Origin of the sequence: Aliivibrio sp. 1S128 (assembly GCF_001691065.1) — a bacterium.
Taxonomy (GTDB): Bacteria; Pseudomonadota; Gammaproteobacteria; order Enterobacterales; family Vibrionaceae; genus Aliivibrio.
The window spans coordinates 50,537-76,110 of record NZ_MAJV01000102.1 but is presented as its reverse complement, the minus strand read 5'-3'; the positions used below and the strand labels follow the sequence as shown (position 1 = coordinate 76,110).

Genomic DNA, 25,574 nt, shown 5'->3' with positions numbered 1-25,574 from the left:
AAAATAGTCATTAACTATTCGTTATAAATTGATGTCTTAGCTTTTCTACCTCATCCCTAACTTGAGCAGCCTGTTCAAACTCTAAATCTCTCGCATGTTGATACATTTTTGCTTCTAATCGTTGCACTTCTTTTTCTAACTTTTGCGGCGTCATCGATTGATAATTAGCGCTTTCCTCTGCCACTTCGGATAACTTCATTTTGGATGCTACTATTTTACGTTTATTCTTAGTCATATCTCCTAACTCAAGAATATCCGCCACCTCTTTTTTCAATGCGGTTGGTACGATTCCTAATGCTTCGTTGTGCAATATCTGCTTTTCACGTCTTCTTTCTGTTTCTCCAATGGCTTTTTCCATAGACCCCGTAATTCTATCTGCATATAGAATAGCTTTACCTTCTAGATTACGAGCTGCACGACCTATCGTTTGAATTAATGATCGCTCGGAACGCAAGAAGCCTTCTTTATCTGCATCTAAAATCGCGACTAAAGACACTTCAGGCATATCTAAGCCTTCACGCAATAAGTTAATACCGACTAACACATCAAACTTGCCTAAGCGTAAATCACGGATAATCTCAACACGCTCAACCGTATCAATATCAGAATGCAAATAACGAACTTTCACCCCATGCTCGGCAAGATATTCCGTCAAATCTTCAGACATACGCTTGGTAAGGGTCGTGACTAACACTCTCTCACCCACTTTCGTACGAATTCTGATCTCAGAGAGTAAATCATCAACTTGAGTTCCAACGGGACGTACTTCAATAATCGGGTCAAGTAAACCCGTCGGCCTTACTAGTTGTTCTGCAATATCAGAACCTGATTTTTCGATTTCATATTTACCAGGGGTCGCAGAAACATAAATCGTTTGTGGAGCACGAGCTTCAAATTCGTCAAAACGCATAGGTCGATTATCTAATGCAGAAGGCAAGCGAAAACCGTATTCAACTAAATTCTCTTTACGTGAACGATCACCTTTATACATTGCCCCAATTTGAGACACGGTAATATGCGATTCATCGATGATCAATAAACCATCTTTAGGCAGATAATCAAATAACGTAGGTGGCGCTTCTCCTTGAGGTCGCCCACTCAAATAACGAGAATAGTTTTCAATACCAGAGCAAAAACCAAGCTCATTCATCATTTCAATATCGAATTGAGTTCGTTGTGAGATCCTTTGTTCTTCAACTAATTTATTATTGGCTAATAATTCTTTTTTCCGTTCAGCCAAATCCACTTTAATCTGCTCAATGGCATCAAGTACTTTTTCTCGTGGTGTTACATAGTGAGTTTTCGGGTAAATAGTACAACGCGGCATGTCTTTAGTTATAATTGAACCCGTTAATGGATCGAACTTGCTAATACGTTCCACTTCATCATCAAAAAGCTCAATTCGGATAGCCTCATGCTCTGATTCAGCAGGAAAAACATCTAGAACTTCACCACGAACACGAAATGTGCCTCGTTCAAAAGCCATGTCATTACGCTTATATTGTAGTTCAGCTAATCGGCGTAAAATATCACGTTGGTTAACGATATCTCCTCGACTTAAATGGAGCATCATACTTAAATAAGCTTGAGGATCACCAAGACCATAAATCGCAGACACTGAAGCAATAATAATGGCGTCTTTACGTTCTAATAATGCCTTTGTTGCAGAAAGGCGCATTTGTTCAATATGTTCATTAACCGAAGAATCTTTTTCTATAAAGGTATCAGTCGTTGGTACATAAGCTTCTGGTTGATAATAATCAAAGTACGAAACAAAATATTCAACCGCATTATTAGGGAAAAACGCTTTCATTTCCCCATACAACTGGGCTGCTAACGTTTTATTGTGAGCCATGATAACCGTTGGGCGGCCAGATTCAGCAATTACGTTAGCTAGCGTAAATGTTTTACCTGAGCCGGTAACACCAAGAAGCGTTTGATGAGCAAGACCATTCTCTAATCCTTCATTAAGCATTTTAATGGCTTGAGGTTGATCACCTGCTGGTTGATAGTTAGAAATTAATTCATACGCGTTGGCCATTTATAACACTCCACATGGACTCATCTTATTTAGGATATACACACTATCAAATCCACTCTTATTTTTATAGAAACTATTAATTATAAAAGTTTCCCCCAATAGTGGTCAAAATACACTCAACTTTAGTCTTTACTCTACAATTTGCACGGAAAATATACATATAGTGTATTCAAACAGCAGCAAAGCTATAACGCATTGATTTTATGCATACAAAACACTCAAAGTAAGAACACTTATACTCCAGAGGCCACGCCACAGCTAGCTTAAAGATAGTTAATCTAGTTTCATTAACATACTTATCCACAGTTTTAGTGGATAACTACCCACAAGCATTGATAAATATAGCTTAGAGGTGCTGTCAATGATTTTTTATGGAAAATAGACTCAATTGATGGCGAAATAATCAAGTCACTTTTCTCTCTTTTTACGCTTGACAGTTTATTTTAGACTCGTTAATATCGTCCGCCTAAAACCGATTCCCTTTTAGTTCAGTTGGTAGAACGCCGGACTGTTAATCCGTATGTCGCTGGTTCAAGTCCAGCAAAGGGAGCCACATTTTAAAGCCTTGTCTAAATGACGAGGCTTTTTTTTGTCTTTTTTTTGCTTAAAGAGTAAAAACCTATTCTTTCTAAGGTTGTTATCAGGCTCTTAAAGTCCGATAATAACCAGATCATCTATTATCATAAAAATCATTGGCATGACTGAGTATCTATTACTGCTTGTTGGTACTGTTTTAGTGAACAACTTTGTACTGGTTAAATTTTTAGGTCTTTGTCCATTTATGGGCGTATCTAAAAAACTAGAAAGTGCAATCGGAATGGGCCTTGCGACAACATTTGTCCTTACCCTTGCTTCTGTATGTTCATACCTTGTTGAAACCTATATTTTAGCCCCTCTTGGCATTGAGTATTTACGTACCATGAGTTTCATCCTTGTGATCGCGGTTGTTGTTCAATTCACAGAAATGGTCGTACACAAAACAAGTCCCACTTTATATCGTGTTCTTGGTATATTTTTACCTCTAATCACGACGAACTGCGCTGTTCTCGGCGTGGCATTACTTAATGTTACTGAGAATCATAATTTCATCGAGTCCATCATTTATGGTTTTGGTGCTGCCGTTGGTTTTTCATTAGTTCTCATTCTCTTCTCTGCTATGCGTGAACGTATCGCTGCTGCTGATGTTCCTTTGCCTTTTAAAGGTGCGTCTATTGCTATGATCACCGCAGGCTTAATGTCTTTAGCCTTCATGGGCTTTACTGGTTTAGTGAAATTATAAACATGAGTTCAATTCTAATCGCCGTTATTGCTATTGCTGCACTTGCCTTAATCTTTGGGTTAATTCTCGGCTTTGCATCAATTAAATTTAAAGTTGAATCAGACCCCATTGTTGAGCAAATTGATGCCATCTTGCCACAGACGCAATGTGGTCAGTGTGGCTATCCTGGATGTAAGCCCTACGCAACAGCAATTGCCAACGGAGACATCATTAATAAATGCCCTCCAGGTGGTCAAGCCACTATTGAAAAATTAGCTGACCTTATGGGTGTCGATGTACCAAGTTCTGACGATGACGTCGTAAACATAAAAACAATCGCGTTTATCCATGAAGATATGTGCATTGGTTGTACTAAATGTATTCAAGCTTGCCCTGTAGATGCCATTGTTGGTGGTACAAAAGCATTACATACCGTCATCGAAGCGGAATGTACTGGTTGTGATTTATGTGTTGCCCCTTGCCCAACTGATTGTATTGAAATGATCCCTGTGAACACGACACCTGATAATTGGAAATGGGATTTGAATACAATCCCTGTTGTTAATATTCCGGCAGATAAGCCATCTCAAGCATCGGAGCTGTAACCCATGTTGTCCATTATCGAACAAATTAAACAAGGTCAACTGTGGGATTTTCATGGTGGCATTCATCCGCCAGAAAACAAAAGAATTTCAACTCAAAACAGAATTCAGCAAGCCGGTGTTCCAAGTGAACTTATTTTGCCATTAAAGCAACATATTGGTAGTAAAGGGGACATTCTAGTCACTGTTGGTGAGACTGTATTAAAAGGCCAACCACTCACGCAAGGTAATATTGCCATGTGTGTTCCTATTCATGCACCAACGTCTGGCACTGTAACGGCAATAGAACCAAGAACCGTTGCTCATCCTTCGGGTTTAACTGATCTTTGTATTGTTATTGAATCAGATAATCAAGATCAATGGATTGCAGATCGAAACCCTATCTCTGATTTTTCCAATCAAGACCCAATAGATCTGATTGAGCGCATTCGTCAATCTGGCATTTCAGGCATGGGTGGTGCTGGTTTCCCTACCAGTAGAAAACTACAAAGTGGTATTGGCAAAGCAGATATATTAATTATCAATGCCGCAGAATGTGAACCTTATATCACTGCCGATGATCGTTTAATGCAGGATCATGCTGAAGAAGTAATTATTGGTATTAAGATCCTTCAACATATCCTATCGCCTAAATTGGCAGTTATTGGTATTGAAGATAATAAACCAGAAGCAATAAAAGCATTAAATAAGGTAATTACTGATCATGATAATATCGTGATCCGAGTAATCCCAACAAAATACCCATCGGGTGGTTCTCGACAATTAGTTAAAATTTTAACTGGTAAAGAAGTGCCTGCAAGTGGTCGCTCTACTGATATAGGCGTTATCGTACAAAACGTAGGAACCATTCTTGCGGTTAAACGTGCGATCTGTGACGCTGAACCTCTAATTGAACGAGTCGTCACGTTGACTGGAAACAGCCTTGATGTTCCGGGTAATTTTTGGGTTCGTTTAGGTACTACCGTTGATCATTTAATGACATTAGCGGGTTATAAAGCCGATAAAAAACACCCTAGAATTATTATGGGGGGTTCGTTAATGGGATTTACTCTCCCACATAAACAGATCCCTATAACGAAAATTACTAACTGTATTATTACGCCAGATAGAAAAGAGCTGCCTCTTTATAATCATGAAATGGCTTGTATTCGTTGTAGTAGCTGCGCTGATGCCTGCCCTGCGGCTTTATTGCCTCAACAATTATATTGGTACGCAAAATCAGAAGAGTTCGACAAATGCGAAGAATATCATTTATCTGATTGTATTGAATGTGGTGCTTGTGCCTATGTTTGCCCAAGTGAGATCCCTCTGGTTCAATATTATCGCCAAGCTAAATCAGAAATTTACGCTCGCAAGCAAGACGCGCAAGCTGCTGATCGTGCCAAAGTTCGTTTTGAAGAAAAAAATGCGCGGATGGAACGTGACAAAGCAGAACGTGAAAACAAATTCAAACTGGCTGCAGAAAATCGACGTAAAGAAATGAAAACAGAAGCCTCTACTGGTTCTGGCAATGATGCAATTGCTGCAGCAATTGCGAGAGTCAAAGCTCAAAAAGCAGCGGAAGAGTCTGGTATAGCTAGTCCTAAACCTGCAGTAGCCGCTGCAATTGCTCGCGCTAAAGCGAAACAAGCAGAAGCGGCAAAAGCTAATACTGCTGAACCTGATAATTCTGAAATGGCAAAATTACGTGAAGAGCGCAAACAACAAGCTCGTGAACGAAAAGCAAATCTTGCTGCAGAATCAAATAATACAGAGTCTGAAAAAAGCGCAGATAGCGCTAACAAGAAAGACGCTGTAGCTGCTGCTATCGCTCGTGCAAAAGCACGCAAAGCGGCACAAGTCGAAAAAGAAACTGAATCAGATCAACCTGTCACTGAAACGACTATTGAAAATGATGATACCTCTGAAACTGCCGACCCTAAAAAAGCAGCGGTAGCCGCTGCAATAGCGCGAGCAAAAGCACGCAAGGCAACTCAAGCTGAAAAAGAAACTGAATCAGATCAACCTGTCACTGAAACGACTATTGAAAATGATGATACCTCTGAAACTGCTGATCCTAAAAAAGCAGCGGTAGCCGCTGCAATAGCGCGAGCAAAAGCACGCAAAGCAGCTCAAGCTGAAAAAGAAACTGAATCAGATCAACCTTTCACTGAAACGACCGTTGAAAATAATGAAGCTTCTGAACCAACAGCCCCTAAAAAAGCAGCGGTAGCCGCTGCAATAGCGCGAGCAAAAGCACGCAAAGCAGCTCAAGCTAAAAAAGAAACTGAATCAAATCAACCTGTCACTGAGACGACCGTTGAAAATAATGAAGCTTCTGAACCAACAGACCCTAAAAAAGCAGCGGTAGCCGCTGCAATAGCGCGAGCAAAAGCACGCAAAGCAGCTCAACAAATTGAAAAGAATAAGGAAGAGTAACAGTGGCCTTTTTTATCACTAGCTCACCACACGCTCACAGTAAAAAGAGCACAAGAACCATCATGAAACTGGTTGCCTTAGCGACAATACCAGGTCTACTCGCTCAAACTTACTTTTTTGGTTGGGGCACCTTCCTACAAGTTTTGATTGCTATTATTACTGCAATTTCAGCAGAAGCATTGGTCTTAAAGTGTCGTAAAAGACCACTTAGACCTTATCTCAGTGACAATAGCGCCTTGCTAACAGGAGTATTACTTGCTCTTGCTATTCCACCACTATCTCCTTGGTGGATAACGGTTATTGGTGTGATATTTGCCATCGTCATTGCTAAGCATTTATATGGAGGATTAGGACAAAACCTCTTTAATCCTGCAATGGCGGCTTATGTCGTGCTGCTAATCTCTTTTCCTGTTCAAATGACAACTTGGTTGCCAGTAAAAGAATTGCTTACCGAAAGTATCAGCTTCTCTGATTCCATATGGTTAATACTTAATGGGTTAAGCCAAGACGGTTTTTCTGTCCATCAACTCACCATGAATGTTGATGGCATGACAATGGCAACGCCATTAGATACAGTAAAAACAGGTCTTAAAGCAGGACTAACAACGAATGAAATTTTAACCGCGCCTATTTTTAATAGCATTGCTGGTTTAGGCTGGTTATGGGTAAATATTGGTTTCTTACTTGGTGGCCTTTTCTTATTACAACAACGTCTTATTCATTGGCATATTCCGGTGAGTTTTTTAGCAAGCTTGTTTGTCATAAGCAGCTTATTTGCTCTTTTCTCGCCAGATACAGCAACATCACCGTTGTTTAATCTCTTCTCTGGTGCAACCATGCTCGGTGCTTTCTTTATTGCTACCGATCCGGTTTCTGCGGCAACAACACCTAAAGGCCGTTTATATTATGGCGCTCTTATTGGTGCTCTCGTTTATATTATTCGTACTTGGGGTGGTTTCCCTGACGGGGTTGCTTTTGCGGTTCTCCTAACCAACATGTGTGTACCTTTAATTGACTACTACACAAAACCAAGAACCTACGGCCATAAAAAAGGGTAATTCTATGCTACAGACAATGAAAAAAAGCAGCCTTGTTTTGGTCTTATTTGCTATTGCTTCAACCGCATTAGTTACCATCACTTATGCATTAACTAAAGATCAGATTGCTTATCAACAACAACAGCAATTATTGTCAGTCTTGAACCAAGTCATTCCAAAGAAGCAACATGACAATGAATTATTTAAAGCTTGTATCCTAATATCAAATGTAGACGCATTAGGCACAGAAGAAGCAATGCCGATCTATTTAGCCTCATTAAATGGCAAGCATTCAGGTGCTGCAATTGAAGCTATCGCTCCTGATGGATATAGCGGTGCGATTAAGATTATTGTCGGCGTTGATGCAGGTTCAATGGTAACGGGGGTTCGTGTACTATCACATCAAGAAACACCTGGATTGGGCGATAAAATTGATACTCGAATTACCCGCTGGGTTGATGGATTCCTAGGAAAAAGTGTTGATTCTGCCGATGACAGTAGCTGGGCCGTTCAAAAGGACGGTGGTCAATTTGATCAATTCACTGGCGCGACAATTACACCAAGAGCCGTAGTTAAAGCCGTAAAAAAAGCAGTTTGGTTTTATAAAACACACCAAGATGAACTGCAAACTCTTCCACTTAATTGTGAGGCTAACTAATGACAACACATAAAGAATTACTAAAAAATGGATTATGGGATAACAACCCTGCCCTAGTGCAACTATTAGGGTTGTGTCCTCTACTTGCTGTTTCAGCAACCGTGACCAATGCCTTAGGTTTAGGGATCGCGACGACTTTAGTCCTTATTGGCTCAAATTTAATTGTTTCACTTGTCCGTCAATGGATCCCACAAGAAGTTCGTATTCCCGTATTTGTGATGATCATTGCCTCACTAGTAACTTGTGTTCAATTATTAATGAATGCTTACGCTTATGGTTTATATCTGTCCCTTGGTATCTTCATTCCATTGATCGTAACAAACTGCATCATTATTGGTCGTGCCGAAGCATTCGCATCAAAAAATGATCCTATCCCTGCAATATTAGATGGATTGTGGATGGGCTTGGGTATGACCGCCGTTTTAGTCTTACTGGGTGCAATGCGCGAAGCTTTAGGCAATGGTACCTTATTTGATGGCGCTGACTTATTACTTGGTGATTGGGCAACCGTATTGCGAATTGAGTTATTCCAAGTGGATAGCCATTTCTTATTAGCGATGCTGCCACCGGGAGCATTTTTAGGTGTAGGTTTTCTTATCGCATTAAAAAACGTGATTGATAAGAGATTAGCAGACCGAAAACCTAAGCAAGAAAAAGAAAAAATCGAACGCGCACGAGTTTCATAGATAAGGACATAAAAAGCAGTATGAATAATATAAAACGACGAGAAATATTAGAACGCTTACGAGCTGATAATCCGCATCCACAAACGGAACTTGAGTGGTCTACACCATTTGAGTTATTAATTGCTGTTTTATTATCTGCTCAAGCTACTGATGTTAGTGTTAACAAAGCGACACGTAAACTCTACCCTGTAGCTAACACGCCTCAATCTATTTTAGATTTAGGCGTAGATGGATTAAAAACATACATCAAAACCATTGGGTTATTTAATACCAAAGCTGAAAATGTCATTAAAACCTGCCGTATGTTGATTGAACTTCATAATAGTGAGATCCCAGAAGATCAAGAAGCATTAGAAGCACTTCCGGGGGTTGGGCATAAAACTGCAAACGTAGTACTGAATACAGCCTTTGGTTGGCCAACCATTGCTGTTGATACTCATATCTATCGTGTCTCTAATCGAACCAAACTCGCAATGGGTAAAACCGTTAATGATGTTGAGAAAAAACTGGTTAAAGTGGTGCCAAAAGAATTCAAATTAGATGTTCACCACTGGTTAATTCTCCACGGACGTTATACTTGTATCGCTCGCAAACCACGTTGTGGTAGCTGTATGATTGAAGACCTATGCGAATTTAAAGAAAAAACAGAAGTTTAATACTGATCTGAATAATTAAATTAAAAACTGGAGCAAAACAATGGCTAATGGACGCATTTTACACACGATGATCCGTGTAGGTAACTTAGATAAATCAATTGAGTTCTATACAAAAGTAATGGGAATGGATCTTCTTCGTCAAAACACAAATGAAGAATACAAATACACCTTAGCTTTTCTTGGTTATGGTGATGAATCTCAAGGTGCCGTTATTGAATTGACTTATAACTGGGGCACAGAGGAATATGATATGGGTAATGCTTTTGGTCATGTTGCTATTGGTGTCGACGATGTCTACCAAACTTGTGATGTGATTAAAGCAGCAGGCGGGAATGTCACTCGTGAAGCAGGCCCAGTAAAAGGCGGATCTACGCACATTGCTTTTATTAAAGATCCTGATGGCTACATGATTGAACTGATTCAAAATAGCAGTGCTTCTGCAGGCTTAGAAGGTTAATACTTTCAACTCTGATTAAAATCATGGGCAAACTATTTAAAAACCTGCGATCTGTGCAGGTTTTTTTATACCAAATACTTTTAATGATAATGATTCTCAATTAATCTATTATCTCACTCACCTCCTCACGGAAATATCATGATAGATCTTTGGGAAAAACACACAATATTGGCAGAGCAATCCTTTAAGAATGATGACTCTTGGCGTACGATCCTACATTATCAACAAGCGTTTGCAATTGCTGAAGAGATCACAAAAAAAAATGACATTAGCCTCATTGAGCAAACGACAATATCTGTCATTTCATGCCACAACTTAGCCCAATTTTGGCGAAGTCAAAATGACAGCCGCTTTGAGTTAAAATACCTAGAATTAGCCTCTGAAAAGATCCTTACTCTTGTACCTCAATGCCCACGTAGTGATTGTGAATCTTTTATATCTAACTTAGGTTGTTGTAAAAGTGCATTACTGGATTTTATGAAACGTCACCCTAATCCAAAGATCGCCCGTCATATCCAACATATTGACACTACCGTTCAATGTGAACTTATCGCTAGTTTTAAATTACAATAAAAAAGGCATCCAATTTGGACGCCTTAAAATAATGACTAAATAATAGTTCTACCTAAAGAAATAACCACTCTTCGGTTTTTATTCTTACCAATTGGTGTTGAGTTATCGGCAATTGGTCGACGTTCACCATAAGAATGCACTCGGATCCTATCCGCAGGCAATCCTATTGATTCAAAATAATTCTGAAGTTTTACAGCGCGTCTTTCTGAGACTTGTTGATTCACATTTTTTGCGCCACTTGAATCGGTATAAGTAGCAACAAGCACTAAATCGACATCCTTTGTGTATTTAATAAAATCGGCAATTTGTGCTAAACGCTTTTTCGACGCTTTATTTAACTCATCACTATTTTTATCAAAATGTAAAATAGTAAAAGATATATCTTCAAAACTATAAGGTAATAAATTAGCAATGCACATGCTAAAAACATTATATTGTTCTTGAAATACTACTGGTGATAAAGCTACTTCAATTAACTGTTTAGGGCTTTGCCAGTCAGCATAAGTAAATGTAGGAAAACGACCATTCTCTAATTCAGCTAACATTGACCATGCAGTTGAACCTCCCACATAACCATCGAACTGCTTAAAGAATTTTAAATTCATCATTGAATCAGCACTGTCGCCTGGCATCCAACGAGCTGGCATTGAGACTAAATTAACAGAACGAGTTTCCCCCATTGGCCGATTCATCTTCAATTCAAAATCTAAATTCATCTTTTTATTGGCATACGAAGAGAATTCTCCAGAGCCATAGTTTGGAATATTATGAGATAAACGACACTCCAATGGTGAATTTTGTAGCATCACCCATTTTGATTGATCAGGCTTAGCAACATAATTTCGATTTGCTAATGCTGGTGTTGTTAACAATGAACTGACTAGCAAAGCTGAAGTGATAAGTGTTTTTTTCATAATACCTAAATCTGTGGGTCATGCCGTTGACGATAAGCTATTACAAAGCAAAAACTGGACCAATAATAAGTGTTATAAGTCAGTCAGCAATGAAATAAAGGCTTCATCACTAAAAATATATCCATATCACACCTTATTTGCAGTTTTTATGCTATGGATAATCTGTAATAATAGCTGCAACATTTTCTTACGTACCGAATAATGAGCGAAGTAGAATTACATAATCAACTGAAACAACGTTTTCGTGGCTATTTCCCTGTCGTTATTGACGTTGAAACCGCTGGTTTTAATGCCAAAACAGATGCGCTGCTTGAGATATGTGCAGTGACATTAGCAATGGATGATCAGGGTTACTTAAAACCCGCAACAACAATCCACTTTCACGTAGCTCCTTTTGAAGGCGCTAACCTTGAACAAGAAGCATTAGACTTCATCGGTATTCGCGACCCATTCAGTCCTTTACGTGGTGCAGTAACAGAAGATGTGGCTTTAAAAGAAATTTTTAAACTCATTCGTAAAGAACAAAAGCAACATGATTGCCGACGCGCTATCATGGTGGCTCATAATGCCAATTTTGATCACAGTTTTGTAATGGAAGCGGCTTCGCGAACAAAATTAAAACGCATTCCTTTTCACCCATTCTGTACTTTTGATACCGCTGCTATCAGTGGCCTAGCTCTTGGTCAAACCGTATTAGCGAAAGCGTGTAAAACGGCAGGAATGGATTTTGATGGCAAAGAAGCGCACTCTGCTCTTTATGATACGGAAAAAACAGCGGAACTGTTCTGCCATATCGTGAATAAATGGAAAGATCTTGGTGGTTGGCCTCTAGCGCCAGAACCAGAAAATGATACTAATAATAAATAACAGGCTACTTTACTAACAACACAATATTTACAGGGAAACTAAACAAAATGAATCCAATCATTCTTTCTGTTTCAGTAATGCTTATCCTCGCTTTGCTTAGAGTTAACGTTGTCGTTGCCTTAACGTTCAGTGCACTAATCGGTGGATTAGTAGGAGGTTTATCATTATCTGATACAATTTCTGCGTTCGAAGGTGGTTTAGGCGGAGGTGCTACCATCGCATTAAGCTATGCCATGCTAGGCGCTTTTGCTGTTGCCATTTCAAAATCAGGTGTGACTGATTTACTGGCTCACAGTGTAATAAAACGCATTAATGGCCAAGAAAATTTACACGCTGCCACAGGTCTAAAATACCTTTTACTTTGCTTAATCTTGTTGATCACTATTTCATCTCAAAACGTCGTACCTGTACACATCGCGTTTATTCCAATTTTGATCCCACCACTAATCCAAGTGTTTAATAAATTAAAATTGGACCGTCGTTTGGTTGCATGTGTATTGACGTTTGGTTTAGTTACACCATACATGATCCTTCCAGTCGGTTTTGGTGGTATCTTTTTAAACAACATTTTGTTAAAAAATCTTCATGATAACAACTTAGATGTAGTAGCAAGCCAAGTTCCTCTAGCGATGGCTCTGCCTGCTCTAGGAATGCTAACGGGTCTTCTTATTGCTGTATTTATCTCTTACCGTAAGCCACGTACTTACGCGGATATTGATAATGCTGAAATGCAAGCGACAAATGCGACGCCTACATTCAATAAACGTCATATCCAAATATCTATTGTTGCTATTGTTGCTGCTCTTTCTGTCCAGTTAGCAACAGGATCAATGATTGTTGGTGCATTAGCCGGCTTTATGGTATTTACTTTTGGTGGTGTTATTGCATGGAAAGAGACTCAAGACGTCTTTACTCGTGGTGTTCATATGATGGCGATGATTGGCTTCATTATGATTTCTGCCGCGGGTTTTGCTGCAGTAATGAAAGCAACTGGTGGCGTTGAAACCCTCGTTCAAGCATTATCCACCTCCATTGGTGACAATAAGCCTCTTGCCGCTCTATTAATGCTTATCGTCGGTTTATTAGTAACAATGGGTATCGGTTCATCGTTCTCAACGATCCCAATCATAGCTACTATTTATGTTCCTCTTGCCGTCGCTTTTGGTTTCTCACCAATGGCTACCATTGCGCTAGTCGGTACCGCAGCCGCACTCGGTGACGCAGGTTCTCCAGCTTCAGATTCAACATTAGGTCCAACGTCAGGTCTTAATGCCGATGGTCAGCATGAGCATGTCTGGGAAACGGTAGTTCCAACATTCCTGCATTATAACCTGCCATTAATTGTATTTGGCTGGATAGCCGCAATGGTTCTTTAGTCAATTAACATACTGGCGATTAACCAATTATATTAGTTTCTTAGCTAACATTTATATAAAAGCGACGGGATATCCTGTCGCTTTTTGTATTAAGATCATATATTTCAGCTCTTCTATTGTTAGTTTTATCTATATTTAATTAAGACAATTGCTATACTCGAGCGCTGTTTTATTACCGCCTACTGCTTGCATGAAATTAATTAAGCTCTCTTCTTATCTCATTATTGACGATAGTACTGTCATTCAAAATGCTATTAGAGCATTGCTTAGCCGTATTGGGGTGCTAACTAACAACATTGTCTGCTGTCCAACAGCTGGAGCCGCTGTAGGTAATTGCAAACAAAAAAAGTTTGATGTGCTTTTTGTTGACCACAATTTAGGTCATGGAAGTACAGGGCTTCAAATGCTAGAACAATTGCGATTACTTAAATTAATAAACGACAATACACTTGTTTATATCATTACGGGCAATGAAGACCCACAAATCGAATTAGCTTACAGTGATTACAAGCCTGCTAAATACATACAAAAACCAATCCGACCAGAAGAAATTATTACCGTTATTAATTATGATTTAATTAAACGTAAATTCTCAATGGGAATGATTGCGGCCTACACAAAAGATGGGCTAGCGGGTGTAAAACCTCTGATCTTTAAATCTCCAAATAAAATCATTCTTAAAGATTCAATGCTTAAACTGGCGGCTCGTTTAATAAGAGTAAATCGATTAGCGGAAGCTCTGAGTGTAAATAAAGCATTGCTGTCTATCATCAAAGAATCGCTAGAAGCGGAACTGCAGCAGATCGAAATCTATATCGCTCAAGAAGATTTTGATACTGCAAATCAACTTACCGACTTATTACTGCCAAAACATGAAACCAGTAATCTTCATCTTCTCGATCTAAAAGCCGATATTGCCTTTCGTCGAAATAATTTATCTATTGCCACTCGCTATTGGAAAAAAGGCTTTGAACTCGCTCCTTATTCCTACTTACGCTTTAGTTATTATACTTGGTCATTGATAGCAAAAGGCGATCGTTATGACGCATTTGATCTACTAACAAAGTACGCTTATTTACTGCCAAACTCGGCTTTTGATTCTGCAGGAAAACGCTCAATGGCTGCTTGGGGAGATCTCTTTCTTGCCCCAGAAGACGTTCTGCAAGAATGGTCACCAGAAAGTGCATGGCAACGAGTGAGTGCTAAATTAAAAGGACGACTGCGTGGTATTCCATGCATCTCAGCACAACGAGCATTATCCGCTTTATTTCAACTAAGAATGAACCGTTATGGTGAAGCAAATCGATTAATCTCTGATATTCAACATGCTGATATTACAGATTATGAAACCGCTTATATCGTTTACTTAGTGTATTGTGAGATGAAGCTAGATGATGAAAGAGAGTATATTGAAACAAAATGGCTCGCTAGATTACAACAAGGGAAATCAACCCTCGCAAAGCTCCAAACTCTTGCCTTTGAAAAAGCTAAGGCATCCGGATAGATAATTTATTTACTCTTAAGATGAGAATTAAATCTATAGCGATTAAAAAAGCCACGTATTATCAAAATACGTGGCTTTTTAATTAAACAAATCATAAATAAATTATGACTGTTTTAATTCTTACTCAGCTTCAGGCGCATTGCGTTGTGCTGCTTCTTGAACTAACGGCTTTAATTCGCCCTTTTGGAACATTTCAAGAATGATGTCACAACCGCCAATTAACTCACCTTCTACCCAAAGTTGTGGGAAGGTAGGCCATTGTGCGTATGCTGGAAGTTCAGCACGAATGTCTGGGTTTTGTAGGATATCTACATAAGCAAATTTCTCACCGCAGTTCATTAATGCTTGAGATGCTTGAGATGAAAAGCCACAGCTTGGAAGCTTAGGTGAACCTTTCATGTATAGAATGATGTGATTTTCAGCAATTTGTTGCTTGATCTTATCGATAGTTTCCATTGTATCCTCTAATGGGTCGACACTAAGTTGTATCCATTCTACTTGTTATGCTCTCAGAAAAAAATACCTAATATTTGTAGTGGTATTATTTATTGAAAATTCACCACTTTTTCTTTTAATAAAATCAAAACTTGCTAGAATCAAATCGAAGTCAGATAAAGCTCTACGTTCAATAGAGCAAATATTTTTGGAATTTAGTGAGGCGTAGACCTCTTATTAAATGGAGACATGAGCAATGTCATTTGAATTACCAGCTCTACCGTTCGCAAAAGACGCATTAGAACCACACATCTCAGCTGAGACTTTAGATTTTCACCACGGTAAACACCACAACACTTACGTTGTTAAGCTAAATGGCCTTATCCCTGGTACAGAATTTGAAGGTAAAACATTAGAAGAGATCATTAAAACTTCTACTGGCGGTGTTTTCAATAACGCAGCTCAAATCTGGAACCACACGTTCTACTGGAACTGTCTAGCTCCAAACGCTGGCGGCCAACCAACTGGCGCTGTTGCTGCTGCAATCGATGCTGCATTTGGTTCTTTCGAAGAATTCAAAGCTAAATTTACAGATTCAGCAATCAACAACTTCGGTTCTTCTTGGACTTGGCTTGTTAAAAACGCTGACGGTTCTCTAGCTATCGTTAATACATCTAACGCAGCTACTCCTCTAACAGATGAAGGCGTTACCCCACTTCTAACTGTTGACCTATGGGAGCACGCTTACTACATCGATTTCCGTAACGTTCGTCCTGATTACATGGGTGCGTTCTGGGAATTAGTAAACTGGTCTTTCGTAGAAGAAAACCTAGCTAAATAATCATATCCTTTGAATGACTGTTTTATAACAGTCATTATCAAAGCAAGAAGGTCAGTATTTGTACTGACCTTTTTTATTCACTCAATTTTGCGGTAACACTTTGCCCTACTTCTAACATATTTTCAAAAACGGCAATTAATTTCCTAAAAAAGCTAAAGGTTTTCAATTCTTTTCCGATAAGTATTTATCATCAAGAGGAATTGATTCATGAAAGTACATACTTTAGATAAAGCCGAGTTAATCAGTGAAATTCAATACGGTTCAAACCTAAACCATGCAATGGAAGCAGGTCGCCGTGCAGATTTCGCCTTAATGATGTCTTTACTATCTAATGACTTACGTGAAAATACACCCGTTGAAAAAATAGACGAGAAAAAAGTAACCGAAGATCTACTTCGTCAACGCTTTCAACTTGCAGACGCTCAAATACTACGTAGCAATGAAGAAAGTTATTCTCGAGCAGCTTCACAAGCCAACCAATTTCATAACGGTGGTTTAGCTAGTGCTAAATTGCAATATGGCTTAGCGCCTGATGCAATGGCTTATATGCCTCAAGATACGTGTGATTTACCAGAAGATGTTTACCACAATCTATCTGGGCACCAACGCCGTCAATTAGAATCAGGTAACGAGATCTTTAATGCTATCCCTCAAGATCTTTACAATGAACTAGTCACAGCTAAACGTCATTCAGAAATGAATTTGTACGTTTAAGCCGAATCATACGCTTTCTACCCTCTATTTATGCGTTATCAACATTCCTAATTTTACGCATCACTCATTCATAATGATTATGTGAGTTAGTGCATAAATCCTGCAATTGAATACAAATTAATCCGCATTTCTCGTCAAGCTCACAGCAGATGTCATATTTCTATCCCATTATTAAAGCACCTTACTCAACAATAATAACCAACGCTTTAGGGAAGGAATGCTATGCAAATTGAACATTCAACGATTCTTATTACATCGGCTGGCAACTTTATGGGTCGAGACATTGCATATCATTTTGCCTCCCTTGGAGCTTCTCTCATTATTACAGACTCAAATCAAGACGACCTTAATGAGACCTACCGATTATGCGCTAGAATCAATTCTAATGTCGTTTGTTTTCCACAAAAAGATCGTTCCTTGGAAAGCATTCATCACTTATTTCTGACTATTGATAAAAAATTTAGTCGTGGAATTGATGTATTGATCAACAATTATACTGACGTAGCACTGCCAAGTTTATTGGCTCCATATAATAAAGAGTGCCCATTTCAATTAACGGAATTAGCCGCTACCTTATTTACTTATGGGCAATACGCTGCTCAAAATATGAGAGACCATTGTAAAGAGGGAGTCATTATCAACTTGGGTTATCACCAACATTCAACCCAAGAGCAATGCCAAGACACCTCAACCCCCCTACTCGCGGGGTTAACTAAAAGCTGGGCTAAAGAATTAAACCCATTTAATATTAGAGTTGGAGGTGTTACTCCTCGCCTTTCTAACGAAAATTCCGAACCAAATACTAACTTAATCAATCAAGAGCTCATCAAAAATACAGAATATATTCTTCAAAATGAATCTTTTAATGGTCGGATAATTGAAGCCACTGCTTAATTTTCTTAAGCTCTAAATCTTAAAAGCAAAAAGACTCAGACATAAAAAAACCACCTTATCAATAAGGTGGTTTTTTATTATTTCAATATTTTCAAACTATGAATGAAAATACCTTAACGAATTAGCATCGAATTACTTCTTTGCTTTTTTCGTTTTTGTTTTTTCAGCTACTACAGATTCGCCTTCAACAAATGCTTTACCGTAGTAAGAAGCGATTAATACTTCTTTAAGCTCTTTGATCAATGGGTAACGTGGGTTAGCACCAGTACATTGGTCATCAAATGCATCTTCAGCTAATTTGTCTACTTTAGCCATGAATGCTGCTTCATCAACACCAGCGGCTTGAATTGACAGTGGAATATCCAATGAAACTTTAAGCTCTTCTAACCAGTTAAGTAATGCATTAACTTTAGTTTCAGTATTACCGTCACGGTAACCTAAATGCTCTGCAATCTCAGCGTAACGAGCACGTGCTTTAGGACGGTCGTACTGAGAGAACGCAGCTTGTTTAGTTGGGTTGTTAGTCGCATTAAAACGAACAGTATTCGAGATTAATAACGCATTCGCAAGACCGTGTGGAATGTGGAATTCTGCGCCTAATTTATGCGCCATTGAGTGACACACACCAAGGAAAGACTGCGCAAAAGACATACCAGCGATAGTTGCTGCATTGTGAACTTTCTCACGAGCAATTGGATCTTTCTTACCGTTAGCGTAAGAGCTTGGTAAGTACTCTTTAAGCATCTTAAGTGATTGCAGAGCGTGGCCGTCTGAGTATTCGTTTGCAAGTACAGAAACATAAGCTTCTAATGCGTGCGTTACTGCATCGTAACCACCGAATGCACATAAAGACTTAGGCATATCCATTACTAAGTTAGCATCAACAACAGCCATGTTTGGCGTTAGCTCGTAATCTGCTAATGGGTATTTTTGACCTGTTTTTTCATCGGTTACAACAGCGAATGGTGTAACTTCAGAACCAGTACCTGAAGTAGTTGTAATACATACTAGCTCAGCTTTTGAACCCATTTTAGGGAACTTGTAAATACGTTTACGGATATCCATAAAGCGCATAGATAGATCTTCGAAATCAGTTTCTGGATGTTCGTACATCACCCACATAATTTTCGCAGCATCCATTGGTGAACCACCACCAACCGCTAAGATAACATCAGGTTGGTAGCTTGCACATGCTTCTGCACCCGCTTTAACTACTGCTAATGTTGGATCCGCTTCTACTTCATGGAACACTTCAACTTCCATGCCTTTCTCTTTCAAGATTGAACGTAGGTCGTCGATGTAACCGTTGTTGAATAAGAAACGGTCAGTCACGATTAGTGCACGTTTTTTACCTTCAAGATCGCTCATTGCGATTGGCAAACAGCCGCGACGGAAGTAGATAGATTTTGGTAGTTTATGCCACAACATATTTTCTGCTCGCTTAGCTACAATTTTCTTGTTGATAAGGTGCTTAGGACCTACGTTTTCAGAGATAGCGTTACCACCCCAAGAACCACAACCTAATGTTAATGAAGGAGCCAATTCGAAGTTGTAAAGGTCGCCAATACCACCTTGAGATGCTGGCGTGTTTACAAGAATACGAGCGGTTTTCATTTTGTCACCGAAGTACGCAATACGCTCTTCGTTGTTATCTTGGTCTGTGTAAAGTACTGACGTATGACCAACACCGCCTATGTCTAATACGATACCAGCTTGACGCACTGCATCTTCAAAGTCTTTCGCTTTGAATAGACCTAATGTAGGAGATAGTTTTTCATGAGCAAATTCGTCATCCCATGAAGCTTCTAAGCCTTCACCGATAAGAATCTTAGTAGAAGTAGGTACTTTAACATTTGCTAGCTCAGCGATTTTGTATGCTGGTTGGCCAACGATGTTAGCGTTAAGTGCGCCATCAATAAGCAGTACTTTACGTACTTTATTTGCGTCTTCTTTGCTTAAAACAACAGCGCCATATTTAGCGAAACGTGCTTTAACTTCGTCGTAGATTGACTCAACAACAATTGCAGCTTGCTCAGAAGCACAGATAACACCGTTATCGAATGTTTTAGACATTAAGATAGAAGAAACAGCACGTTTGATATCAGCAGTTTCGTCGATAACTACAGGCGTATTACCCGCACCAACACCGATTGCTGGTTTACCTGATGAATAAGCCGCTTTCACCATGCCTGGACCACCAGTAGCAAGGATCATGTTGATGTGTTCATGTTTCATTAGTGCATTTGATAGTTCAACAGATGGTTGGTCAATCCAACCAATGATGTCTTTTGGTGCGCCAGCTTTAATTGCAGCTTCTAATACGACTTTAGCGGCGTAGTTAGTTGCATTTTTAGCACGTGGGTGCGGCGAGAAGATACAACCATTACGTGTTTTAAGACAGATTAGTGCTTTAAAGATTGCTGTTGAAGTAGGGTTTGTTGTTGGAACGATTGCACAAACAATACCTAGAGGTTCAGCGATTGTGATCGTGCCGCCTTCATCGTTACGATCGATGATGCCACACGTTAGTTCGTCTTTGTATTTATTGTAAATGAACTCAGAAGCAAAGTGGTTTTTGATTACTTTGTCTTCCATGATACCCATACCAGACTCTTCTGCAGCCATTTTTGCAAGTTCGATACGAGCAGTTGAAGCAGCTAGAGACGCAGCACGAAATATTGTATCAACTTGTTCTTGTGAAAAGCTTGCAAATTCTTTTTGCGCCGCTTTAACACGTGCTACTAGAGCATCAAGTTCAGCTAAATTCGTTACAGGCATATTGTTTCTCCTAAAAATAAAAATTATAAAATTCATTAAAAACTATTTAGTAAGGACTCTGCTTTATATCCTTATTGGCAGTTAAGCTTAACCATTTCCTTGGTTACCTTGCTTTACTTTCTTAGTAAATTGCTTTCAAAACTGATTATATTCTTTCACAATTTGAAAAGTATTGATTCAGATCAGTTATGATAATTTATTTACCACTTTCGTCTTACACTGCATAAACACCTCAATATAAATGTGATTTAAATCACATAGTTATATCAAGTTATGATCTAGTTCAAAATCACTAGCAATAATATAACCATAACCACACTAAATAAAAGTTGTAATAAAGTTACACAAGCGAGGCTAAAAATGACAAATTGTGGCGAAATAATCGTGCCACTAAAGAGTAGTATAACTCGAATCATATTTACATCTTTTATCATTAAAATAACCTGCTCTAGATCACTTTATTATTATTCTTTTCGTGTTTCATAAAAAAGAGATGAGCCAAATTGTAAATATATAGTGGAGAGTCATCCTTTTTTTCATTATTCTTATTTAAGACCAATAAGTTGACAGTGTAACGATAGCCATGAAAACAAAACGTTTAAAACATTACTTGTATACCACTATTTTTGGAACACATACCAAAGGTGGTAAGAGATTTGATATCGCATTAATCGCATTAATCCTTACCTCACAAGCGACATTAATTTTAGACTCCATGAGTTCTGTCAAAGCCGAATATGGGGATTTATTGTGGCGCTTAGAATATATTTTTACTGCAATTTTTACTCTTGAGTATTTGTTGCGACTTTATTGCTCACCAAGACCAAGCTCGTATGCAAAAAGTTTTTATGGTGTTATTGATTTATTAGCAATACTACCGACTTACCTCGCTTTGTTTTTCCCTAGTGCCAGCTACATCGCTATCATTCGATTACTTCGTGTAATGAGAATTTTTAGAGTATTGAAACTCGTTCGCTACCTACAAGATTCAAACATACTTTTACGATCCTTATTAATGGCAAAAAGAAAAATTCTTATCTTTTTTAGCACCGTTGCTATTCTTGTTTGCGTATTTGGTTCTATGATGTTTGTAATAGAAGGGCCAGATAATGGGTTTACTAGTATCCCACAAAGTATTTATTGGGCAATTGTGACAATCACAACGGTTGGATATGGGGATTTGGTACCTCATACTGCATTAGGAAAAGCAGTTGCTTCTTTGACTATGCTACTTGGTTATTCAATTTTAGCGGTTCCAACAGGGATTATTACCGCGGAATTAAGTCAAGAAATGAGCGCGCACAGAGATTTAGTACTTTGTCCAAATTGTGCAAAAGGCGGGCATGAATCAGATGCAATACATTGCAAGTATTGTGGTGGCGAACTTCCAGAACCAGATAAAAGAATTGTAAACACAAGTCCGCATTAATTTATTAGGAATAAGAGAGAATACTTATTCTGAATAGAGCGTTAACGAACCTTGTGCTGTCGTGTTTTCAGTACCGTTTCCAAGAAACTTTGGTGCTGCAATGACAGCAAGTAATACAAATACCGCAGCAACGGCTGCAAATTTAGTAAGGACTTGTCCTTTAGTCTTCTTCATTTTCATTATCGTTTTCTTAATTTATCAAATTGTCGATAATTTACGCGAGTAAAGCCTTATCGACAATTTTATAGATTCTTTTTGGGATCAATGTGGCATTAAAAATCTTATTATTGAGATATTAAACTAAAAAAGATTAAATCAGTCAGATGATACATTTACACGAACAATATCTTCTTGCCCTTTAGTAAATTGCTTTTTTAATTCAGTTTTTGATTTAAAACTAATCTCTCCACCTTCTGCTACTGTCATATGCTGAGCTTCTTTATTATGCTTTGATTGGTATAACATCATTGCTTGCATGCAAGTACTTCTCTGCTCAGTAGACAATGGAGTGCCGTTATGCCATTTCCCTGTCTCGACGGCATATTGCAAGTTTTCGAAGACTTCAGGTGTCATTGATTCTAATAATTTATTAATGTCCATTATTCTCTCTCAGTGTTGGCTACTCTCAAACGATATCTTTTCATTAATGTTAGTCAACAAAGTGCCGATAAATAGGAGTAATGGATCACGTTTACTTTTTTCAATCTATAGGATCATCATGTTTTTAATTATTCAAAGACTTTCTCTGCTTATTATTTCCACTCTTTTACTATCAGCATGTTTTGATTCAACACCAACAACAGAAAAATTGTGTGAAGCACATACAGGATTAGAATGTAATCAATTAAATATGCGAGATGGTCAATGCCGACACCAGCGTGATGCTCTTATTTTCAGCCGTTTTGATCAATTAAAAAATGACAGTGATTTAAATAAACTTAATACAATTAAAGCAACTCATGTGTATCAAATTTGCTTAACGTCTGCGGCACAAATTGAACCTATCACAGCAAAAGAAATTAAATCTAAACGCAGCGAAGCATTACTTCACTCTTACGATGCTATTGATGCCCTATCGTTAGATCTACAACATTCTAAAGAACCTAAAGTGCTTTTCTACCTTTGGACTACTGGTGATAAAAATGCCTTACGTGAGTTTTTGCAATTAGAAGGCAGTAAAGATCTCGAATCAACCGAAATGCAATATGCGCTTGCGACCTTTTATGCGCAGCGTGATGGTAATAAAACCATTTTAATTTTGAATCACTCATTAGAATTATTAACTGACCAAAATTTCAAAGATGGATTACATACCATGATAATAAAATCATTGGCTAGTATTAACCATAGACAAGAGAATAAGAAACTTGCTTATGTGTGGGCTTTAGTTGGTAAAGATTTCAAGTTACAAGTTGCCTCTAAAAAACAACTGGATTTGTTATATCAATTTTCTGATACCGAAAAAACACAACTAAAACTAATCAGTGAGGTAATAACAGAGAATATTGAAAAACAAACATTCAAATCCTCATTACTACCAAATTTGAAATAAACAATTCAATTTAAAGGCATTCATTTACATACAGTATAAAGGAGCACAATTACTCCTTTATACTATTTTAAATGTTCATTATTGTTCATCACTGAAGCGTAATGAAATTGAATTCACACAAAAACGTTCGCCTGTCGTTTTAGGACCATCATTAAATACATGACCTAAATGACTACCGCACTGACGACAACGGATCTCTGTTCTTTGCATACCATGACTATTATCTTCTATATATAAAATAGCCTGATCATTCGCTGGTGCATCAAAACTTGGCCAACCACACCCTGAATCATATTTATTATCAGATTCAAATAAAACAGCCTGACAGCAGGTACATGCATAAGTACCTGTCGATTTATTATGCAATAGCTTGCCAGAAAAAGGGGCTTCTGTGCCTTGTTTTCTGCAAATATCAAACTCTTCTTGAGTCAATTTATCTCGCCAATCTGCTTCTGTCAGATCAGAAAACGATTTTGATTTATCCATCTGTCCATCTACCCCTTAATACTTATTTAAATTAAACCTTGCTAACGATCACCTTTGTAGCACATAATTTGCTGAAGTAATTTTACAGCAGCCGTGCAAAATAACATTAATAGTTATGTAGCTTTTTTTCATAACATGTCATTAAGGTCATTAAATAACCGACTTTTCTATTAATTACGTAAGATTTTTTCTTTATGTTAACAGAATATGGTGTTTTTTTTGATTTTAAACAAGATAAATGGCATTTTTGCTTGCAGGTTGGCTCAGGATTTTGTAATTTTACTACCAGTTAATTTAAACCTGAAAATCAAATTAAGTTGTGGAGCAACATATAATGACTATCAAAGTAGGTATTAACGGTTTTGGCCGTATTGGACGTTTTGTTTTCCGTGCATCTGTAGAGCGCAACGACATCGAAGTTGTTGGTATTAACGATCTTATCGACGTTGAATACATGGCTTACATGCTTAAGTACGACTCAACTCACGGTCGTTTCAACGGTACTGTTGAAGTAGTTGACGGTAACCTAGTAGTAAACGGTAACACAGTACGTGTAACTGCTGAACGTAATCCAGAAGATCTTAAGTGGGATGCAATCAACGTTGACGTTGTTGCTGAAGCTACTGGTCTTTTCCTTACTGACGAAACTGCTCGTAAACACATCACAGCTGGCGCTAAGAAAGTAGTTCTTACTGGCCCTTCTGGTGACGTTCCAATGTTCGTTATGGGTGTTAACGCTGCAGAATACGCTGGTCAAGATATCGTTTCTAACGCTTCTTGTACTACTAACTGTCTTGCACCAATGGCTAAAGTTCTTAACGACAAGTGGGGCATTGAGTCTGGTCTTATGACTACAGTTCACGCAACTACAGCAACTCAAAAAACTGTAGATGGTCCTTCTGCGAAAGACTGGCGTGGTGGTCGTGGTGCTTCTCAAAACATCATCCCATCTTCAACTGGTGCAGCTAAAGCAGTAGGTAAAGTAATTCCTGAGCTTGACGGTCTTCTAACTGGTATGGCTTTCCGCGTACCAACTGCAAACGTTTCTGTTGTTGACCTTACAGTTAACCTAAAAACTGCTGCAACTTACGCAGAAATCTGTGCTGAAATGAAGCGTGCTTCTGAAAACGAATACGCTGGCGTTCTAGGTTACACAGAAGAAGCTGTTGTTTCTCAAGACTTCATCGGCGAAACACAAACTTCAGTATTTGATGCTGCTGCTGGTGTTGCTCTAACTGACAAATTCGTTAAGCTTGTATCTTGGTACGACAACGAAATCGGTTACTCAAACAAAGTTCTTGACCTAATCGCTCACGTTTCTAAGTAAGCATTAGTTTAGACTTTCTTTGAAAGCTAACTTAAAAGGTTTCAACATCTTTTAAGAATGAAAGGCGACTT

At 38.5% G+C, this 25,574-nt stretch carries 24 protein-coding genes, 1 tRNA gene and 1 pseudogene; 19 read left to right on the top strand and 7 right to left on the bottom strand.

The genetic code is table 11. The annotated features are described in order from the left end of the window. Positions 1 to 10: 10 nt before the first annotated feature. Positions 11 to 2,041: an excinuclease ABC subunit UvrB gene (uvrB, locus tag A6E03_RS12200; RefSeq protein ID WP_065591552.1), complete on the bottom strand. Its 2,031-nt coding sequence runs from the start codon at positions 2,039 to 2,041 to the stop codon at positions 11 to 13. 477 nt (positions 2,042 to 2,518) lie between these two features. Here uvrB and A6E03_RS12195 point away from each other — a divergent pair. The 10 genes from A6E03_RS12195 (at position 2,519) to A6E03_RS12150 (ending at position 10,386) form a co-directional block, all read left to right on the top strand. Beyond that, positions 2,519 to 2,594 (top strand) — tRNA-Asn (locus A6E03_RS12195). Between the two features lie 144 nt (positions 2,595 to 2,738). Next, entirely contained in the window at positions 2,739 to 3,320 is a 582-nt protein-coding gene (rsxA, locus tag A6E03_RS12190; RefSeq protein ID WP_065591551.1) for an electron transport complex subunit RsxA, read from the top strand. Positions 3,321 to 3,322: 2 nt separating this feature from the next. Next, the gene (rsxB, locus tag A6E03_RS12185) at positions 3,323 to 3,904 is read left to right on the top strand and encodes an electron transport complex subunit RsxB (RefSeq protein ID WP_065591550.1); all 582 of its coding nucleotides are present in this window, start codon (positions 3,323 to 3,325) and stop codon (positions 3,902 to 3,904) included. Between the two features lie 3 nt (positions 3,905 to 3,907). Then, a complete protein-coding gene (gene rsxC, locus A6E03_RS12180) occupies positions 3,908 to 6,319 on the top strand; it encodes an electron transport complex subunit RsxC (RefSeq protein ID WP_065600950.1) in 2,412 nt (803 codons plus the stop codon). A gap of 2 nt (positions 6,320 to 6,321) precedes the next feature. Beyond that, positions 6,322 to 7,377: an electron transport complex subunit RsxD gene (rsxD, locus tag A6E03_RS12175; RefSeq protein WP_065600949.1), complete on the top strand. Its 1,056-nt coding sequence runs from the start codon at positions 6,322 to 6,324 to the stop codon at positions 7,375 to 7,377. A gap of 4 nt (positions 7,378 to 7,381) precedes the next feature. Then, positions 7,382 to 8,014, top strand: a complete 633-nt coding sequence (rsxG, locus tag A6E03_RS12170; protein WP_065600948.1) for an electron transport complex subunit RsxG — start codon at positions 7,382 to 7,384, stop codon at positions 8,012 to 8,014. Next, positions 8,014 to 8,700, top strand: a complete 687-nt coding sequence (locus A6E03_RS12165; protein ID WP_065591546.1) for an electron transport complex subunit E — start codon at positions 8,014 to 8,016, stop codon at positions 8,698 to 8,700. Before rsxG ends, A6E03_RS12165 begins: the two co-directional genes overlap by 1 nt. A gap of 20 nt (positions 8,701 to 8,720) precedes the next feature. After that, on the top strand, positions 8,721 to 9,356 hold the full coding sequence (nth, locus tag A6E03_RS12160; protein ID WP_065591545.1) for an endonuclease III: 636 nt from the start codon (positions 8,721 to 8,723) through the stop codon (positions 9,354 to 9,356). Positions 9,357 to 9,396: 40 nt separating this feature from the next. After that, entirely contained in the window at positions 9,397 to 9,813 is a 417-nt protein-coding gene (gene gloA / locus A6E03_RS12155) for a lactoylglutathione lyase (RefSeq protein WP_065600947.1), read from the top strand. Between the two features lie 138 nt (positions 9,814 to 9,951). After that, positions 9,952 to 10,386: a DUF2753 domain-containing protein gene (locus A6E03_RS12150; protein ID WP_065600946.1), complete on the top strand. Its 435-nt coding sequence runs from the start codon at positions 9,952 to 9,954 to the stop codon at positions 10,384 to 10,386. Positions 10,387 to 10,421: 35 nt separating this feature from the next. Here A6E03_RS12150 and A6E03_RS12145 read toward each other — a convergent pair whose 3' ends face one another. Further along, the gene (locus A6E03_RS12145) at positions 10,422 to 11,300 is read right to left on the bottom strand and encodes an OmpA family protein (RefSeq protein WP_065591543.1); all 879 of its coding nucleotides are present in this window, start codon (positions 11,298 to 11,300) and stop codon (positions 10,422 to 10,424) included. Between the two features lie 201 nt (positions 11,301 to 11,501). Between A6E03_RS12145 and rnt the strand changes: the two genes are divergently transcribed. The 3 genes from rnt (at position 11,502) to A6E03_RS12130 (ending at position 15,047) form a co-directional block, all read left to right on the top strand. Then, positions 11,502 to 12,167 carry a ribonuclease T gene (gene rnt, locus A6E03_RS12140; RefSeq protein WP_065591542.1) on the top strand — a complete coding sequence of 222 codons (666 nt, stop codon included), beginning with the start codon at positions 11,502 to 11,504 and terminating at the stop codon, positions 12,165 to 12,167. A gap of 47 nt (positions 12,168 to 12,214) precedes the next feature. Further along, a complete protein-coding gene (locus A6E03_RS12135) occupies positions 12,215 to 13,543 on the top strand; it encodes a Na+/H+ antiporter family protein (RefSeq protein WP_065591541.1) in 1,329 nt (442 codons plus the stop codon). A gap of 190 nt (positions 13,544 to 13,733) precedes the next feature. Continuing rightward, positions 13,734 to 15,047 carry a response regulator gene (locus A6E03_RS12130; protein ID WP_065591540.1) on the top strand — a complete coding sequence of 438 codons (1,314 nt, stop codon included), beginning with the start codon at positions 13,734 to 13,736 and terminating at the stop codon, positions 15,045 to 15,047. A 120-nt stretch (positions 15,048 to 15,167) separates the two neighbouring features. Here the strand turns inward: A6E03_RS12130 and grxD are convergent, their stop codons facing one another. Next, positions 15,168 to 15,503 (bottom strand): Grx4 family monothiol glutaredoxin, encoded by a 336-nt coding sequence (grxD, locus tag A6E03_RS12125; protein WP_060990545.1) that lies wholly within the window; start codon positions 15,501 to 15,503, stop codon positions 15,168 to 15,170. Between the two features lie 235 nt (positions 15,504 to 15,738). Here grxD and sodB point away from each other — a divergent pair, with 235 nt between their 5' ends. The 3 genes from sodB (at position 15,739) to A6E03_RS12110 (ending at position 17,931) form a co-directional block, all read left to right on the top strand. Next, complete coding sequence (sodB, locus tag A6E03_RS12120; protein WP_065591539.1) at positions 15,739 to 16,323, top strand: superoxide dismutase [Fe]; 585 nt, start codon at positions 15,739 to 15,741, stop codon at positions 16,321 to 16,323. Between the two features lie 207 nt (positions 16,324 to 16,530). Beyond that, positions 16,531 to 17,037 carry a VC2046/SO_2500 family protein gene (locus A6E03_RS12115; protein WP_065591538.1) on the top strand — a complete coding sequence of 169 codons (507 nt, stop codon included), beginning with the start codon at positions 16,531 to 16,533 and terminating at the stop codon, positions 17,035 to 17,037. A gap of 222 nt (positions 17,038 to 17,259) precedes the next feature. Next, positions 17,260 to 17,931: an SDR family oxidoreductase gene (locus tag A6E03_RS12110; protein ID WP_065600945.1), complete on the top strand. Its 672-nt coding sequence runs from the start codon at positions 17,260 to 17,262 to the stop codon at positions 17,929 to 17,931. A gap of 177 nt (positions 17,932 to 18,108) precedes the next feature. Here A6E03_RS12110 and adhE read toward each other — a convergent pair. Beyond that, positions 18,109 to 20,709: pseudogene (adhE, locus tag A6E03_RS12105) on the bottom strand (bifunctional acetaldehyde-CoA/alcohol dehydrogenase); the annotation flags it as partial. Between the two features lie 583 nt (positions 20,710 to 21,292). On the opposite strand from adhE, the gene A6E03_RS12100 reads away from it, so the two are divergent. Then, positions 21,293 to 22,138: an ion transporter gene (locus A6E03_RS12100; protein ID WP_065591535.1), complete on the top strand. Its 846-nt coding sequence runs from the start codon at positions 21,293 to 21,295 to the stop codon at positions 22,136 to 22,138. A 24-nt stretch (positions 22,139 to 22,162) separates the two neighbouring features. Here A6E03_RS12100 and A6E03_RS20280 read toward each other — a convergent pair whose 3' ends face one another. Then, positions 22,163 to 22,312, bottom strand: a complete 150-nt coding sequence (locus A6E03_RS20280) for a hypothetical protein (protein ID WP_176703479.1) — start codon at positions 22,310 to 22,312, stop codon at positions 22,163 to 22,165. Positions 22,313 to 22,453: 141 nt separating this feature from the next. Beyond that, positions 22,454 to 22,738 carry a YeaC family protein gene (locus A6E03_RS12095; protein ID WP_065591534.1) on the bottom strand — a complete coding sequence of 95 codons (285 nt, stop codon included), beginning with the start codon at positions 22,736 to 22,738 and terminating at the stop codon, positions 22,454 to 22,456. A gap of 118 nt (positions 22,739 to 22,856) precedes the next feature. Between A6E03_RS12095 and A6E03_RS12090 the strand changes: the two genes are divergently transcribed. Beyond that, positions 22,857 to 23,690 (top strand): DUF2989 domain-containing protein, encoded by an 834-nt coding sequence (locus tag A6E03_RS12090; protein ID WP_065591533.1) that lies wholly within the window; start codon positions 22,857 to 22,859, stop codon positions 23,688 to 23,690. A gap of 78 nt (positions 23,691 to 23,768) precedes the next feature. Here the strand turns inward: A6E03_RS12090 and msrB are convergent, their stop codons facing one another. Further along, positions 23,769 to 24,176: a peptide-methionine (R)-S-oxide reductase MsrB gene (gene msrB, locus A6E03_RS12085; protein ID WP_065591532.1), complete on the bottom strand. Its 408-nt coding sequence runs from the start codon at positions 24,174 to 24,176 to the stop codon at positions 23,769 to 23,771. Between the two features lie 334 nt (positions 24,177 to 24,510). On the opposite strand from msrB, the gene gap reads away from it, so the two are divergent. Next, positions 24,511 to 25,503 (top strand): type I glyceraldehyde-3-phosphate dehydrogenase, encoded by a 993-nt coding sequence (gene gap, locus A6E03_RS12080; RefSeq protein WP_065591531.1) that lies wholly within the window; start codon positions 24,511 to 24,513, stop codon positions 25,501 to 25,503. Positions 25,504 to 25,574: the final 71 nt, after the last annotated feature.

Coding starts and splice junctions, on each gene's coding strand:
- gloA (WP_065600947.1), top strand. CDS start 9,397: ATGGCTAATGGACGCATTTTACACACGATGATCCGTGTAGGTAACTTA.
- rsxA (WP_065591551.1), top strand. CDS start 2,739: ATGACTGAGTATCTATTACTGCTTGTTGGTACTGTTTTAGTGAACAAC.
- A6E03_RS12145 (WP_065591543.1), bottom strand. CDS start 11,300: ATGAAAAAAACACTTATCACTTCAGCTTTGCTAGTCAGTTCATTGTTA.
- grxD (WP_060990545.1), bottom strand. CDS start 15,503: ATGGAAACTATCGATAAGATCAAGCAACAAATTGCTGAAAATCACATC.
- A6E03_RS12165 (WP_065591546.1), top strand. CDS start 8,014: ATGACAACACATAAAGAATTACTAAAAAATGGATTATGGGATAACAAC.
- A6E03_RS12150 (WP_065600946.1), top strand. CDS start 9,952: ATGATAGATCTTTGGGAAAAACACACAATATTGGCAGAGCAATCCTTT.
- rsxG (WP_065600948.1), top strand. CDS start 7,382: ATGCTACAGACAATGAAAAAAAGCAGCCTTGTTTTGGTCTTATTTGCT.
- A6E03_RS12115 (WP_065591538.1), top strand. CDS start 16,531: ATGAAAGTACATACTTTAGATAAAGCCGAGTTAATCAGTGAAATTCAA.
- A6E03_RS12090 (WP_065591533.1), top strand. CDS start 22,857: ATGTTTTTAATTATTCAAAGACTTTCTCTGCTTATTATTTCCACTCTT.
- rsxB (WP_065591550.1), top strand. CDS start 3,323: ATGAGTTCAATTCTAATCGCCGTTATTGCTATTGCTGCACTTGCCTTA.
- A6E03_RS12095 (WP_065591534.1), bottom strand. CDS start 22,738: ATGGACATTAATAAATTATTAGAATCAATGACACCTGAAGTCTTCGAA.
- A6E03_RS20280 (WP_176703479.1), bottom strand. CDS start 22,312: ATGAAGAAGACTAAAGGACAAGTCCTTACTAAATTTGCAGCCGTTGCT.
- rnt (WP_065591542.1), top strand. CDS start 11,502: ATGAGCGAAGTAGAATTACATAATCAACTGAAACAACGTTTTCGTGGC.
- gap (WP_065591531.1), top strand. CDS start 24,511: ATGACTATCAAAGTAGGTATTAACGGTTTTGGCCGTATTGGACGTTTT.
- sodB (WP_065591539.1), top strand. CDS start 15,739: ATGTCATTTGAATTACCAGCTCTACCGTTCGCAAAAGACGCATTAGAA.
- nth (WP_065591545.1), top strand. CDS start 8,721: ATGAATAATATAAAACGACGAGAAATATTAGAACGCTTACGAGCTGAT.
- A6E03_RS12110 (WP_065600945.1), top strand. CDS start 17,260: ATGCAAATTGAACATTCAACGATTCTTATTACATCGGCTGGCAACTTT.
- rsxC (WP_065600950.1), top strand. CDS start 3,908: ATGTTGTCCATTATCGAACAAATTAAACAAGGTCAACTGTGGGATTTT.
- uvrB (WP_065591552.1), bottom strand. CDS start 2,041: ATGGCCAACGCGTATGAATTAATTTCTAACTATCAACCAGCAGGTGAT.
- msrB (WP_065591532.1), bottom strand. CDS start 24,176: ATGGATAAATCAAAATCGTTTTCTGATCTGACAGAAGCAGATTGGCGA.
- A6E03_RS12135 (WP_065591541.1), top strand. CDS start 12,215: ATGAATCCAATCATTCTTTCTGTTTCAGTAATGCTTATCCTCGCTTTG.
- A6E03_RS12100 (WP_065591535.1), top strand. CDS start 21,293: ATGAAAACAAAACGTTTAAAACATTACTTGTATACCACTATTTTTGGA.
- A6E03_RS12130 (WP_065591540.1), top strand. CDS start 13,734: ATGAAATTAATTAAGCTCTCTTCTTATCTCATTATTGACGATAGTACT.